12 protein-coding genes are annotated in these 14,538 nt (G+C 51.9%); 7 read left to right on the top strand and 5 right to left on the bottom strand.

Annotated elements, in window-relative coordinates:
- Positions 1 to 251: 251 nt before the first annotated feature.
- Positions 252 to 890: an outer membrane lipoprotein periplasmic chaperone LolA gene (gene lolA / locus E9531_RS05020; protein ID WP_136572653.1), complete on the top strand. Its 639-nt coding sequence runs from the start codon at positions 252 to 254 to the stop codon at positions 888 to 890.
- Positions 891 to 974: 84 nt separating this feature from the next.
- Here the strand turns inward: lolA and smc are convergent, their stop codons facing one another.
- Positions 975 to 4,517 carry a chromosome segregation protein SMC gene (smc, locus tag E9531_RS05015; protein WP_136572652.1) on the bottom strand — a complete coding sequence of 1,181 codons (3,543 nt, stop codon included), beginning with the start codon at positions 4,515 to 4,517 and terminating at the stop codon, positions 975 to 977.
- A gap of 433 nt (positions 4,518 to 4,950) precedes the next feature.
- Here smc and E9531_RS05010 point away from each other — a divergent pair, with 433 nt between their 5' ends.
- Both E9531_RS05010 and E9531_RS05005 read left to right on the top strand, forming a co-directional pair.
- Positions 4,951 to 5,619, top strand: a complete 669-nt coding sequence (locus tag E9531_RS05010; protein WP_136572651.1) for a DUF2501 domain-containing protein — start codon at positions 4,951 to 4,953, stop codon at positions 5,617 to 5,619.
- A gap of 199 nt (positions 5,620 to 5,818) precedes the next feature.
- Positions 5,819 to 6,427, top strand: a complete 609-nt coding sequence (locus E9531_RS05005; protein WP_136572650.1) for an isochorismatase family protein — start codon at positions 5,819 to 5,821, stop codon at positions 6,425 to 6,427.
- Between the two features lie 90 nt (positions 6,428 to 6,517).
- On the opposite strand, the gene rdgB is transcribed toward E9531_RS05005, so the two are convergent.
- From rdgB to E9531_RS04985, 4 genes are all read right to left on the bottom strand, one after another.
- Entirely contained in the window at positions 6,518 to 7,114 is a 597-nt protein-coding gene (gene rdgB / locus E9531_RS05000) for an RdgB/HAM1 family non-canonical purine NTP pyrophosphatase (protein ID WP_136572649.1), read from the bottom strand.
- A gap of 26 nt (positions 7,115 to 7,140) precedes the next feature.
- Positions 7,141 to 7,884, bottom strand: a complete 744-nt coding sequence (rph, locus tag E9531_RS04995) for a ribonuclease PH (protein ID WP_136572648.1) — start codon at positions 7,882 to 7,884, stop codon at positions 7,141 to 7,143.
- 104 nt (positions 7,885 to 7,988) lie between these two features.
- The gene (locus tag E9531_RS04990) at positions 7,989 to 8,855 is read right to left on the bottom strand and encodes a PP2C family protein-serine/threonine phosphatase (protein WP_136572647.1); all 867 of its coding nucleotides are present in this window, start codon (positions 8,853 to 8,855) and stop codon (positions 7,989 to 7,991) included.
- 42 nt (positions 8,856 to 8,897) lie between these two features.
- Positions 8,898 to 9,911 (bottom strand): serine/threonine protein kinase, encoded by a 1,014-nt coding sequence (locus tag E9531_RS04985; RefSeq protein WP_136572646.1) that lies wholly within the window; start codon positions 9,909 to 9,911, stop codon positions 8,898 to 8,900.
- A gap of 109 nt (positions 9,912 to 10,020) precedes the next feature.
- Between E9531_RS04985 and E9531_RS04980 the strand changes: the two genes are divergently transcribed.
- The 4 genes from E9531_RS04980 (at position 10,021) to E9531_RS04965 (ending at position 14,313) form a co-directional block, all read left to right on the top strand.
- Positions 10,021 to 10,935: a YicC/YloC family endoribonuclease gene (locus E9531_RS04980; RefSeq protein ID WP_136572645.1), complete on the top strand. Its 915-nt coding sequence runs from the start codon at positions 10,021 to 10,023 to the stop codon at positions 10,933 to 10,935.
- Between the two features lie 39 nt (positions 10,936 to 10,974).
- The gene (gmk, locus tag E9531_RS04975; RefSeq protein WP_136572738.1) at positions 10,975 to 11,646 is read left to right on the top strand and encodes a guanylate kinase; all 672 of its coding nucleotides are present in this window, start codon (positions 10,975 to 10,977) and stop codon (positions 11,644 to 11,646) included.
- 36 nt (positions 11,647 to 11,682) lie between these two features.
- Positions 11,683 to 11,886 (top strand): DNA-directed RNA polymerase subunit omega, encoded by a 204-nt coding sequence (gene rpoZ, locus E9531_RS04970; protein ID WP_136572644.1) that lies wholly within the window; start codon positions 11,683 to 11,685, stop codon positions 11,884 to 11,886.
- 150 nt (positions 11,887 to 12,036) lie between these two features.
- The gene (locus tag E9531_RS04965; RefSeq protein WP_136572643.1) at positions 12,037 to 14,313 is read left to right on the top strand and encodes a RelA/SpoT family protein; all 2,277 of its coding nucleotides are present in this window, start codon (positions 12,037 to 12,039) and stop codon (positions 14,311 to 14,313) included.
- Positions 14,314 to 14,538: the final 225 nt, after the last annotated feature.

The raw sequence follows: 14,538 nt of genomic DNA, 5'->3' as shown, positions 1-14,538 counted from the left end.
TATAGGGGCGTAAAGCGGTGAACTTGTCAACGCCACGTGGTTCCTAGCGTTGGGTAAGAATGTATTCCGGCTCTCCATGCAGACCGCGTTGGAGTCGCAAAAGGATGCGATGCACGGCAACAGACGCCTTGCACTGCTTTTTTTGAGTCTTGCGCGACTGTGTAGAGAGCGAACACGTTCTAAGGAGCCACAAATTATTTCGCGTAATGTGGTGGGGCACAATGGGCACAGCATTTCAAACAGAGGTACAAATGAAAAGACTCGCATTGACATTGGCACTTTCCTTGGTTTCAACTTGGAGCATGGCTGATGGTCTACAGGCGCTGGATCAGTTTTTGTTGAACGTGAAGTCCGGTCAAGCAAACTTTACGCAAACGGTGACCGCTCCGGAAAAAAATGGTGAGCCAGGTCGGGTGACCAAGTCCAGTGGCACATTTTCTTTTGAGCGCCCAGGAAAATTCCGTTTTGATTACAGCAAGCCTTTCCCGCAAGAGATAGTGGGTGATGGCAAAACCTTGTGGGTGTATGACGAAGACTTGAACCAGGCGACCTCACGTGACCAACAGCATGCACTGAACAGCACTCCCGCAGCAATCATCTCTTCGGCTACTTCACGGGCAGTTCTGGAAAAAGACTTTGTGCTTCAGGCCGCACCGCCAGCCGATGGGCTGGAATGGGTTAGTGCCACACCCAAAGCCACTGATGGGCAGCTACGCAGTGTGCGCATGGGATTTAAGAATGGGGTATTGCAGGCGCTGCACATTGAAGACAATTTTGCACAGTTGTCGCAGTTGGAATTTCAGAACTTTGAAGCCAATAAAGCACTGGATGCATCACGCTTTCACTTCACCCCGCCTGCAGGTGCAGATGTCATTCGAGATGCGCAATAAGCGCATTAGGGACTATCAGCCAAGTGAGGGCTGATTATGCAAACAAAGCAAGGCGCGGTGATTGGCCTTGCTTTGTGTCCTAACCTAGACTTGATCTGCCATGTGCAGTGCCGCTTCCATGTCCACTGCCACAATGCGTGAGACACCCCGTTCCTGCATGGTCACCCCGATCAATTGTTCTGCCATTTCCATGGCGATTTTGTTGTGGCTGATGTAGAGAAACTGCGTATAGGCGCTCATCCGCTTGACCAATTTGGCATAGCGTTCGGTGTTGGCGTCATCCAGTGGCGCATCGACTTCGTCCAGCAAGCAAAATGGCGCTGGATTGAGCAGAAAAATCGCAAACACCAGAGCAATCGCGGTGAGGGCTTTTTCCCCACCTGATAGCAAATGAATGGTTTGGTTGCGTTTACCAGGAGGCTGTGCAATCACCTGTACGCCGGAGTCGAGAATCTCATCGCCAGTCATGACGAGTTTGGCTTGGCCGCCACCAAACAGTTCTGGGAACATTTCACCGAAATGGCTGTTGACGGTATCAAAGGTGTTTTGTAGCAATTCGCGCGTTTCCGCATCAATGGTGCGGATCGCCTCTTCTAAAGTCGCCATGGCCTCTTGCAGATCAGTGGCTTGTGCATCAAGGTAGATTTTTCGCTCAGACGCTTCACCAAGCTCCTGCAAGGCAGCGAGGTTGACAGGACCCAGTGCTTCCATTTGTCGCTGCATGCGGTCAATCTCACTTTGCAGCCCTTCCAGCTTGACTTTTCCCTCTTCAATACTTTTCGCAATGGCTGCTTTGTCGGCATCTGCGTCGGTGAGTAGTTCTTCAAACTGCTGCCAAGTTAATTGAGCGGCCTGTTCTTTGAGGCGCAATTCAGTAATGCGCTGCCGCAGCGGTTCTTGCCCACGCTCGCGCTGCATGCGCGCTTCATCGGCAGCACGTAACTGGCGGCCCATTTCGTCGTAGTGCTGGCGCGCTTGGTGCAGCGCGTCTTCCCGTTCGATTTTGATGGCTTGGGCTTCTTCTAGTCCATCAATGGCGGTGACTTCTGTGAAACGTTCCAATTCCAGTTGGGCATTTTCTAACTCGGTGGTCAATGCCTGCAATTGCTGTCCCGCCGTGGTGAGGTTGCGTTGCAACTCTTGCCTGCGGCTCTGGATGCTTTGCTGGCCAAATTGAGACTCTTGCAGCTGCCGCTCCAATTGCCGCAGCTGCTCACGTGCGTCGTTCAATTGGCGCTCGGCTTGTTCTGCGGCGTCTTCTTGTTCTACTTGTTGGGATTGGCTTTCTCCCAATTGCATATCCAACTCTTCAAAGCGCGCTTCTGCTTCCATATTGCGCTCTTCTAGCTCTTCGAGTGACTGCTGCAATTCATTCCAGTCATCGTCCAGCCGACTATTGGCAGCGCGGATTTTCTCAGCTTCTTGCGTGAGGCGCATGACCTCCATTTGCAGGCTGTGCGCCTGCTTTTGGGTGAGGTCGGCCGCATTGCGCTGTTGTTGCAGTGCAGTGGCTGCACTTTGGTAGGTCGCTTCAGCATGTGCCAATGTTCGGCGGGCTTGTTCGACGATGTCTGATTGTGCTGCGCTTTCTGTGTGCAGGCTTTCAATTTCTTGTGCGCGGGCCAGCAGGCCTGCTTGTTCGCTGTCTTCTGCATAAAAGCCCAAACTGTGTTGGGTAATGCAATGGCCTTGGGCCAGAAAAATCTGTTCGCCTGCTAAAAGCTGCTGGCGTGCTGCCAGTGCATCATCCAAGTGCCCGGCGCAGTAGCAACCATGCAACCAGTCTGCAATGACGGTGGACAAGCGTGGATCGTCTGATCGGATTTTTTTTGCCAGCGCAGGCAGACTTAATGCAGGGTTGCTGCCATGTGGCGCATTGGCTTGAGCACGGCTATCGCCTTCAGCATAAAAGACGAGTTTGGTTGGGGGGCGGCGATCTGCTTGGGCAAAGCCACGAATGCTGTCGAGCCGGGAAACGGGCAGGGCAGCCATGCGTTCGCGTAGTGCGGCTTCAACGGCTTGTTCCCAGCCGTTATCTACATGCAGGCGTTTCCACAGTTGGTCAAAATCAGCCAGCCCTTGCGCATTCAACCAAGGGGCCAATTTGCCATCAGCCTGGACTTTTTCTTGCAGTGCACGCAAGGCCTGTAGGCGTGCTTCCAAACTGGCAAGCTTGCCTGCAGAGGTTTGTACGGCATCTTGGGCTTGGCGGCGCTTGTCATCCAGTAGAGGGATGCTGTCTTCCAATTCAGCCAGAGCGGCATGCGCTATCTCGGCTTCTTCTCTGGCGCTTGCAAGGGCTTGCTGTTGCTGGGCAAGCTGGGCTTCATCGACCTGTTGTAGGCCTTTGCGCTCTTGTTCAATGCGATCCATGCGCGCTTGCGCTTGCTGTTTACGCTCACCAACGCCACGCTGCTCTGCTGCCAATACTTGCAATTGCTGCTGAATGTGCTGCGCTTGTTGGCGCACTTGTTCAGCTTCTTCGCGGGCTTGTCGCCAAGCTTGTTCGAATTGCGGTATTTGCTGTTGTTGCTCTTGCAGTTGCGCCGCGAGGATTTCTGTGCGTTCGAGAGCGCTGGCGTCGTCATTGTCCAGTGCAGCTAAACCTTCATTGGATTGGCTGCTACTGCCTTCCCATTGGGCAATTTGTTGTGTCAACGCTTGCAAACGTTGTTCAGCGCGCTGCTTACCCTCAAGCACGAAGCGAATTTCAGCCTCCAGTTTGCCTACTTCTGCGGACGCTTCATACAGGGCTCCTTGGGCGGCATTGACTTTTTCCCCTGCTGCATAGTGTTGCTCGCGAATATCTTCCATTTGTGCATTGGCCGTCTCCATATCGCCAGAATGCTTTTGCAGATCCTCCATGGCTTGTTGGCCTGCGGCTTGCGCATGAGCCAACTCTTTTTCTGCTTTGTCTTGCCGTAGCAGCCACAGCTGTTGCTGTGAGAGGCTTACTTGCGATTGGAGCTGGGTGTATTTTGAGGCGACTTCGGCCTGTGCTTCGAGCTTGCTGAGGTTATTGGTGAGTTCACGTAGGATATCGTCAATACGCGTGAGGTTCTCGCGGGTGTCTTTCAGGCGTGATTCGGTTTCTTTGCGGCGCTCTTTGTATTTGGAGACACCTGCAGCTTCTTCCAGAAAGAGACGCAACTCCTCAGGCTTGGACTCAATGATGCGGCTGATGGTGCCTTGCCCAATAATGGCGTAAGCGCGCGGCCCCAAACCTGTGCCCAGAAAGACATCCTGCACATCTTTGCGGCGCACCTGTTGGTTGTTGATGTAGTAGCTGCTGGCGCCTTCACGTGTCAAGATGCGCTTGACGGCAATTTCCCCATACTGGTTCCATTGCCCGCCAGCGCGATGGCTGGCATTGTCGAAAACCAATTCCACACTAGATCGGCTAGCGGGTTTGCGGTTATTGGTGCCGCTAAAGATCACATCTTGCATGGATTCACCACGCAATTCGCTGGCCTTGGATTCACCCAAGACCCAGCGCACGGCATCCATGATGTTCGATTTACCGCAGCCATTGGGGCCGACCACACCAACCATTTGTCCTGGCAGCATGAAGTTGGTTGGCTCAGCAAATGATTTAAAGCCAGCGAGTTTGATGGAGTTGAGGCGCACGGGTGAGAAGGGGACCGATAAGGCTAATGACTTTGTGCCCTTGCATGTTGCAGGGGCAATGACCAAGGCGAAAGAATAAAAGCACCCAATGGTAAAGGAAAAGCGCTCGCTGGCAACAAAGCCAATCAGTTTGCAAAGACCTTCGTGTCTTACCGCGCAAGCACAGCACTGTGGTGCCGCGGATCTGTAAATCGATGGCCAAGCAAAACATGATCTGTTAACTAAGGTTGCTGCTTTCTTGGCAAGGTATGCATCGTGTTCGTATCGTGGTCGGACATTGCGGGGATCTGTGTATTTTTGCGCTGTATCGTTGTTCTTTGGTGTGCTGCGTAACGTATAAACTCTCCCTTTCATTGTTACTTGTGCGGTGGTGTGCTTGTGAGCAACCTGCTGCAGTGCAAGGCGACAGAGCCACTATTAGGAGAATCAAAGTATGCGCTTCACACTGTTTCGTTCAATCGCCTCTCCCATTGCAGTAGCTGCGGCACTTGGAGTGTTGGCGGGATCTGCTATCGCACAGGAGGATCCGCTTGGTGCATTGATTGAACAAAAAACGTCGGATAAATCGGGGCAAATTGCAGTACCTGCGGCAACCGGCTCTTCTACATCACAGAGCATACAAAGCGCAACAAGTGCCACCAAGGCAGCGGCGCAAGCTTTTACCCCAGCAGATGCTGGAAGTGGCGCTGCTGCTGTTGGCACTGGTAGTTCGCTAGGAGGTCAGGCTGGTGGTGTTTTAGGCGCAGCGGCCGGGGCATTGGGGGCAGGAGGCGTAGGTGCTGAAGCCTTATCAGCCTTGAAACTGCCCAGTTTGTTTGGAGGTTCTGCAGGCAATGTGGCTGGCGTTTTGCAGTACTGTGTACAAAACAACTATTTGAACAAGGCAAAAGCCAATGTCAATAGCGTCAAAGATGGTCTGTTGAAAGTGGCTGGCTTGCAAGACAATCCGGCACCGCAGAGCAGCAACACCAACTATGCCAATGGTCTGGCAGGCCTGCTGTTTGGGGGCGAGGGCGAAACGTTTGACTTGAATAAGGTACAGAGCAATTTGAAGGAAAAAGCCTGCGATTACGTGCTTGAGCAAGCGCCTTCGCTGCTGTGACAGGCTGCATCTGGATACCGTATTGATTTACTTCTTCGTGTGATGAAAATGGGCCTTATGTTGCTGCTGAAGATGGTGGCGCAGGGTTCACTTGGGTATAAGATCGGCCTATTGAAATGAACGGCGAGAAGTGACGGCAGCATCGTTGGTTATGCTGCTTTCTTTTTGCATTACGCGTACGCACGAAGAGGACTATTCCATGTTGATAACGGCAGACCAAGCGCAATTGGTGTTGGTGGATTACCAAAGCAAGCTCATGCCTGCGATTTTTGAGGGCGAGAAAGTGTTGGCCAATGCCATGGTTTTGGCCCGTTTGGCGAAGCTCTTTGACGTGCCATGTTGGGGCACGGAGCAGAATCCTTCAGGATTGGGGCCCAACGACGCAGCGCTCAAAGCGCTGTGCCGCAACACTTTTGCGAAAATGCATTTCGGCGCTTGTGCAGAACCAGATTTGGTTGACGCCCTGCGTCCACCTGCCAAGCCATTGAGTGGCAATGCACGTAGCCTGCCCAAGCATTTGCAAAAGGCCAAGCAAAACAATGCGCCAGAGCGCGAGCAGATTGTGTTGGCCGGATGTGAGGCGCATGTTTGTTTGCTGCAAACAGCCTTGGGGTTATTGGAGCAAGAGTTTGAAGTGTGGGTGGTGACAGATGCCTGCAGTTCTCGTACCGAACGTAACCGTGATGCAGCCTTCGACCGCTTAGCAGGCGCGGGCGCAGAACTGGTGACTACGGAGATGGTGGCTTTTGAATGGTGTGAGAGTGCGGAAGATGCGCGTTTCAAAGAGATGCTGGCACTCATCAAGTAAAGCCTTAAGCAACCAAATTTAGCGTACAGCTACTGCTGCTGTACGTTACTCTCTGGGGCTACACCAAGCGACTTCTCATTGGTTTGCTATTTACCAGTATTGCTGGAGCAGTCGAGCCATTTCGCGAGAAGAGCGGCCGCGATGGCTGTATTGGTTTTTCGTCTCTTCAGGCAGTTGCGCAAAAGTCTGGCCCAGCTCAGGGACGATTAATACGGGGTCAAATCCAAAGCCATGACTGCCTTGCGGTTGCTTTGCAATGTGTACGTGCACTTTGCCGACAGCGATAAGCGGTTCAGGATCTTGAGGAGCGCGCACGCCTACCAAGGTGCTTACCATATAGGCATTGCGATTGTCCAAATGCTCCATCTGTTCCAGCAGGGCCTGGACATTGTGCGCGTCACTTTTAGGGTAACCAAACTGCGTGCTGTAGTATGCAGTTTGTACACCTGGAAGCCCTCCAAAAGCCTGAACACATAGCCCTGCATCGTCGGCGATGGCGGGTAAGCCTGTTTTTTCTGCGGCAAAACGTGCTTTGGCAAGCGCATTTTCAACGAAGGTGTTGTAGGGCTCTTCGGCTTCACCTTGAAATAAGCTGCCTTGTGGCACGAGATCAAAACCCAGCGGTGCAAACAGCACTTTGAGTTCAGCGAGCTTGCCTTGATTGTTGGATGCGAGAACTATTTTCATGGGGATAGCTTGCGCTCTCAGTTTGCTTAACGGTGCTTCAGTGCCTGGGTTTGTAGTGCGATCAATTGTGCAATGCCATCGCTTGCCAAGTCGAGCAGTGCATTCATCTGTGTGCGGCTAAATGGAGCGCCTTCGGCAGTGCCTTGAACTTCTACAAAATGGCCGCTGGCAGTCATTACCACATTCATGTCAGTATCGCAGGCGGAGTCTTCGGTGTATTCCAGATCAAGCAAGGCATGGCCCTGTACAACACCAACTGAAATGGCGGCAACTGCTTCACGGATCGGCGTTTCAGTGATGCTTTGGTTGTTCAGCAGCCAAGTTACTGCATCGTGTGCGGCAACATAAGCCCCTGTGATGGCGGCAGTACGGGTACCTCCATCGGCTTGCAGTACGTCGCAATCGAGGTGGATGGTGCGTTCGCCAAGTTTTTTGAGATCAAATACGGAGCGTAAAGAACGGCCAATCAATCGTTGGATTTCTTGTGTGCGTCCCGTTTGTTTACCTTTGGCCGCTTCGCGTGCGCCGCGTGTATGGGTTGCGCGTGGCAGCATGCCGTATTCGGCCGTGACCCAGCCTTCACCTGAACCTTTTTTATGAGGCGGCACGCGCTCCTCAACAGATGCGGTGCACAAAACCCGCGTATTGCCGAATGCAATCAGCACCGAGCCTTCTGCATGGATGGTGTAGTTGTGAATGATTTCAACGGGTCGCAGTGCTTGTGTGGAGCGCTCCTCGGAGCGGATGAATGGTGTGGTCATATTGTTCATGTCTGCAATAAATGAGAGGGCATGCGGCTTTGTTGGGCTGCAATCTCCAAGATACGTGACGCCTTGCTACATGCAGTGCTGCTCTATTGGTTTTTCCGCTTGCGTTAAGGTGCTTTTTTTCGCAAAGCCTTGTTGATGTCATTGAGGCTGCGCTCAATATCAGAGTCATCTAGCAAATCGCCAGAAATGGTGGATGTGAAGTCGTCTTCATACGCAAAGTCGTCTTCCACTTCAGCAGTTCGCCGCGCCTCTTCTTCCCATTCAATAGCAATGATGGTGATGTTATCGCTGTTTTTTCCAGCAGTTTGGAATGCGTGACCAACCAGCTGTGGGCCAGCATGGTTTACAGGCCCACGAGCAAAGCGAGCAACGATGTCATCGTCACTGAGAGGACCCCATAGGCCATCGGAGCACAGCAAAATGCGATCGCCTTTGCTCAGTGGCTCGCAGGGGCTGAGGTCGTATATGGGGCGTGTGGGTGAGCCTAGGCAAGTAAATAGTACGTTGCGGTTCATTTCGCCCATTTTTGTCAAAATGGATTCGCGTAATTCTGAGTAAGAGTGGTCGCGTGTGCGCGTCAATAGTGCGGACTGACGTGTCAGATACAGACGGGAATCGCCGCAGTGAATCCATTGAATTTGTCCATCTTGAATGACAGCCGCAACCAACGTGGTGCGGGGGGAGTCCGGCATTCCTTTGTCGATGGCGTAACGCAATATTTGCCTATGTGCAGTCAGTAGGCTTGATTCTAGAAAGTGGGGGATGTCATCTAGTGTTGGCTGTGCCTGCTTTTTAAAGAGAGCGGCCATGGTTTGCAAGGCAATTTGTGCTGCGGTCTCCCCTTCAGGGTGCCCTCCCATGCCATCTGCAAGAACAAACAGGGCAGATTCTTGTGTGTGGCAGTAACCCATGCGGTCTTCATTTCTGGCACGACCGCCTTGGTGACTGGTTTGGAATACGGAAAACTTCATGGCTTTTTGGGTAAGTAGAGCGCAAATAGCGAATGGGCGATTTTATTTTGAGTCTTTTTTATTGCCGCTTACCAATGAGTTGATTTGCATGCGCATTTTCTCAGCCATGCTCATTTTCGAATAGCGCAGCTCGGACTCGCGGGACAACTCTTTTTGTAGGGCAAAAACTGATTGAGGGCGCGCCAAAGGATCAAGGGCCATGCACCATTCCACCACTTGAATCAGGTTGTCAGAGTACACATTACGCACACGACTCAGTGACAGCGATAGACGATCTTTTTCGTTGCGTTGGGGAACGTCGTTGGGCGGAACGCCCAGCATACATGCATAAATGCAAGCCCCAATAGCGTAAATGTCTGTCCATGGGCCAAGAGCGCCGTCACGTTTATACATTTCAGGCGCGGCAAAACCAGGCGTGTACATGGGGCGCACGAAATTACCTTCTTTGGAGAGGACTTCTCGTGCAGCTCCAAAATCAATCAGTACGGCCTTGTCGTCATCGGTGACAAAAATGTTGGCTGGTTTGATATCCAAATGCAACATTTTGTGCTGATGCACGATGCGTAAGCCGCGAAGAATTTCATCGAACAAAGATCGAATAGTGGATTCACGAAACACTTTTCGACTATCTGGATTGCGCGCGGTCACAATAAATTCCTGCAAGGTGGCGCCCTCCAGGTGGTTCATGACCATGTAAACGGTTTCATTCTCGCGAAAAAAATTTAACACACTCACTACAGAGTCATGCGAGATTTGCGCGAGCGAGCGGCCCTCTTCAAAGAAACTTTTAAGTCCAAGCCGGTATAGAGACATTTTCTCTGGTGCCACTTGCGGGATGAGCTCCCCTGGGTCTCGTGTTACGAGTGATCCTGGTAAGTATTCTTTGATGGCAACAGGTTGACCGTTGGGGCCTACCGCAAAATAAACCACGCCAAAACCACCAGACGAAATGCGGTGCATTAGCCGATACTCACCAACCTTGGTGTTGGGGGGGAGCGGAGTTGGCTTTGCTTTGGCTGGTGCGGATGGCGTGTTTGCTGGTGGTTGTTGGGACATTGGGAAATGTCTCTGTAGAAGGTCGGTGCGGTCCGGACGGGCGATAATAGCGACGTTTGGGCCAAGGTCAATGGTGTTTACCTCGGCGCCTTTAAGGATTTTGTTACGTATGGCAGTTTACAGCATGACAGGCTATGCCTCAGGGCAGGGCGAATTGATTGATGGCGAAATCGAATCCGTGCTTGGATTGGAAATCCGAGCCGTCAATAGCCGCTTTTTGGATTTGACATTCAAGTTGTCAGACTCTCTTAAAGGGCTGGAACCTCATTTTCGGCAGGCATTGACGGAGCAACTTAGCCGCGGGAAGGTAGAGGTGCGTGCTTTTTTGCGCACATCCAAAGTGGCGAGCCAATCGGCTGTGGATGTCAGCGCGCTGCAGCACTTGCTTGGGCAGCAAGAGTTGATTCAGGCGTGGATGCCTCAAGCTCGGCCTTTATCTGTCGCTGAGGTCATTGCATTGCAGGGGGGCGGGCGTTCGGCTGAATCTGAAGACAGTGCCTTGGAGTGGGGTGATGCGGTGGCAGCGCAATTGCAGCAATGCATTGCTGAACTCAAAGAAGCACGCCAGACTGAAGGTGGGCGACTGAAGGCTGTTTTGGAAGAGTGTATTGGGGCTTTGCGTGTAGCCATTAGTAAGGCGACGCCTTTGGTTCCTGCTTTGGTTGAGCAGCAGAAAGCCAAATTCATGGAGCGTTGGCATGAGGTGCTGCAGGTTCCGGTTGAGGGTGGCGCAATTGATCAGCACATGCTGGAGCAGCGCGCTATTGCAGAGGTTACGGCGTATGCCATTCGGTTGGATGTGGCTGAGGAGTTGGCGCGACTCAATGCGCATTTGGATGAAGTGCAGAGTTTGCTTGATAAAGGCGGAGTGATCGGCAAGCGCCTTGATTTTCTGATGCAAGAGCTGCATCGCGAAGCCAATACATTGGGCAGTAAATCAGCCTCGCTTGAGCTTAGTCGTATCAGTATGGATATGAAGGTGCTTATTGAGCAGATGCGTGAGCAAGTTCAGAATATCGAGTAATGAGAGAAAGCGTAAGTTTCAATGGAAAACGAAAGCAATATGACGCAATCGCAAGTTGCCCAGCGTAGTGAAAATGTTGCAACCCAGGCGGACTACCCGGGAAGCCTTTTTGTGGTTGCAGCTCCCAGTGGGGCAGGAAAATCTAGCCTGGTTAAAGCGTTGCTGGAGCTTGATACGCGAGTGCATCCTACGGTCTCGCACACTACGCGGACTCCTCGAGGGCAGGAAAAGCATGGGCGTGAATACTTTTTTATCTCGAATGCAGAGTTCGATGCCATGGTTGGGAATCGCGCTTTTATTGAATGGGCGAATGTGCATGGTAACCGCTACGGTACTGCACAAAAAGCCGTTGAAGACCGTATTCTGCAGGGTGCGGATGTGGTTCTTGAAATTGATTTTCAAGGCGCCATGCAAATCAAAGAGGTGTTTGCAAATGCCGTTTTGATTTTTATTTTGCCCCCTAGCCTAGAAGAGTTGCGTTCTCGTCTTGAGCGGCGTGGTGAAGACAAGCCTGATGTGATTGAACTGCGCATGCGCAATGCTTGCGTTGAGATGGCGCAGGCAGAGAAGTTTGACTACGTTATAATCAACGAGGTTTTTGAGCGCGCTGTGTTTGACCTCAAGAGTGTGGTGCATTCACAGCGGCTGCGCTATCGGGCACAACAACGTGCTCGTGCTGATGTATTTAACGCGCTTGGCATCGATGCTTGAAGTGAGGCTTGGTGCAAGCAATTGAGAAAGTAGTTCATGGCTCGTATTACTGCTGAAGATAGCCTTCAGAATATTCCCAACCGGTTTCAATTGGTATTGGCGGCAACTTATCGTGCGCGCATGATCAATCAAGGTCATACGCCAAAAATTGAGACAGGCAATAAAGCAGCTGTGACTGCTTTGCGCGAAATTGCCGAGGGCAAAACGGGCGTGGAAATGCTGCGCAAGGTTCCGACCTGAATGATGTGATTGGATGGTGTTAGTACTCAGATGAGTGCGACATCAGTACACAGTGGCGAGTTCGCCAGTTGAATGAAGCACCCATTTTGGGTGTTTTGTTTTTTTCCAACAGGTTATGCGCACATTCGCTGCATTTGATACATTGTCATAATGAAATCGGCAGGTTTAACAAGCCCATACCCCACACAGCAGACCCCTGTATTTTTAGTACAAGGCGAGTCGGATGCGCTCACGCCTGAGCATCGCCTTTTAGTCAATCAAGCGTATGCGGACTTCTCGCGCATGATTGAATATTTGCCTGAGCATGACCAACAAAGAGTGCACACGGCGTTCGCTTTTGCAGAGCGTGCACACAGTGGCCAATACCGCAATAGTGGTGAGCCGTATATTACCCACCCGATTGCTGTTGCTGCTTTGTGTTCTCAGTGGCATCTCGATGCCCCAGCTTTGATGGCGGCGCTCATGCATGACGCTATGGAGGATTGTGGGGTCACCAGACAAGATATTGAGGGGCTGTTTGGCGATGATGTGGCGGAGCTGGTGGATGGCTTAACTAAGCTGGAAAAGTTGGAGTTCCATTCGCGAGAGGAGAACCAGGCGCAGTCTTTTCGAAAAATGCTGTTGGCAATGGCCAAGGATGTTCGGGTCATCCTTATTAAGTTGGCCGACAGAACGCATAACATGCGCACTTTGTCGGTTGCTCCGCGTAATAAGTGGGGGCGTATCTCGCGCGAAACGCTTGAGATTTATGCTCCTATCTCCAACCGTTTGGGGTTGAATGCGACCTATCGAGAGCTGCAGGAGTTGTCATTTCAGCATCTGCATCCTTGGCGTTACCAAACGCTTTCAAAAGCAGTTGAAAAGGTCAAGTCACGCAGGCGAGGCATGGCTGATCGCATTCAAGCCGAGTTGGAAAAGGCTTTTGCGCAGCGGCAGCTCAAAGTACGCCTTTTGGAGCGCGAGCAAACACTTTATAAAGTCTATTTGCAAATGACGAGCAAAGGACTGAGTTTTGCTAAGGTCAGTGATATTTTTGGTGTGCAGGTGCTGTGCGATAGTGTGACGGACTGCTACACAGGTTTGGGGGTCGTGCATCAAACATACAGACCGGTGCCTGGTTATTTCAAAGACTATATTGCGAGTCCTAAGCCCAATGGCTATCAATCCCTGCACACATCGCTTTTAGGTCCTTCTTCCGTTGAAGTTGAGGTTGAATTACGTACCGAAATGATGCACGTAGTGGCTGAAACTGGAATCGCGGCCCATTGGCTCTACCAGTCTAAGGGGCTCGACCGCATGCTGGCAGATAGTTTGAACGGCCGGTGGTTGGAGTCGATGCTTGAAATTGAGCACTCTTCTAACGATGCCTCTGACTTTTTGAGTGATGTGAAGGTGGATCTCCATCCGGAGTCTGTTTATGTCTTTACGCCTAAAAACCAGATTGTGACTTTGCCGATTGGCGCAACGGTGGTGGATTTCGCTTATGCGATCCATAGCAACGTGGGGGATCACATCGCTGCAGCACAAGTCAATGGCAGTGTGGTTTCTTTGCGTACTATTCTCAAGAATGGCGACACGATCGAGATATTGACTTCAGATGATGCGCGACCGCACCCGGGATGGCTTGAGTTTGTTAAAACGGGGCGAGCACGGTCAAGAATTCGCAACCAACTCAAGAATGCAGACCAGCAAGAAACCTTGGGCTTGGGGCATAAGCTGTTGAGCCAAGCTATGCGAGTTGCGGGCTATGCTGATTTGCCTGAGACTTCCGAATTTTCTCAAGCCGTGTGGCAGCAGTTGGCCGTGTTGCATCAGGGGAAGTCACGTGAGCAGATGCTTCAAGAAATTGGTCTTGGTCGAATGATCGCCAGCGAACTCGTGACCCAGATTGGGCAGTTGCTGCAAGGTATGGGGCTCAAGCCAGATGCGCTGGTGCTGTCCAAAGAGCGGTTGATGACTTCGGGCGGTGCGCCCGTTGTGCTGGCTGTCGGGGGCGCGGATGGTGCTCCGGTGCGCTACGCTGCGTGCTGCAGGCCCCTGCCTGGTGATGTGATTGTGGGCCTGTTGATCAGTGGTAAAGGGCTTGAGGTCCATCGCAAAGAGTGTTCGGTTGCTGCGCGTCGCTTGAAGAAAGATACCTCGACGGCTATGCCTGTGGAGTGGTCGGATGAGCCAGTGGGTGATTTCGAGGCGGCCATTCTTTTGAATTTGCGCAACTCCAAAGGCGCATTGGCTGAGGCGTCTGCTGTAATTGCGCAGTCAGAGGTCAATATTTTGCGCATCGATATGCTCGAAGAGGGGCGATTGGAGGCCATTGAGATTCGCATTACTGTTGCCCTCAAGGATGCAGAGCATCTCGAGCAACTTTTGAAGAGTCTGCGTCGCGTCAGAGCTGTTCAGCGTGTGGAGCGCTATTTGGCAGAATGACTTCGTAAGACTATCTCTTCTAATTCCCTGTAGCGAGCGCTGCAGGCGGAGCGCAAAACGCTAGAATCTCGCATCTGTACCAGCATCTCGCGCAGATGCAAGGTCACTTCTTTATTCAGTCAAGGTACTGAGCTCGTATACCTTGGCAAGGCTGGCTGCAATCAGATTTTTACGCATCGGTGGTATAGATGTGTTGTCTGTTTGTATAGCCCGTCCCATGTACTC

The sequence above is a fragment of the Lampropedia puyangensis genome (assembly GCF_004833285.1).
Lineage (GTDB): Bacteria > Pseudomonadota > Gammaproteobacteria > Burkholderiales > Burkholderiaceae_C > Lampropedia > Lampropedia puyangensis.
This window is presented reverse-complemented; position numbering and strand designations above follow the sequence as displayed.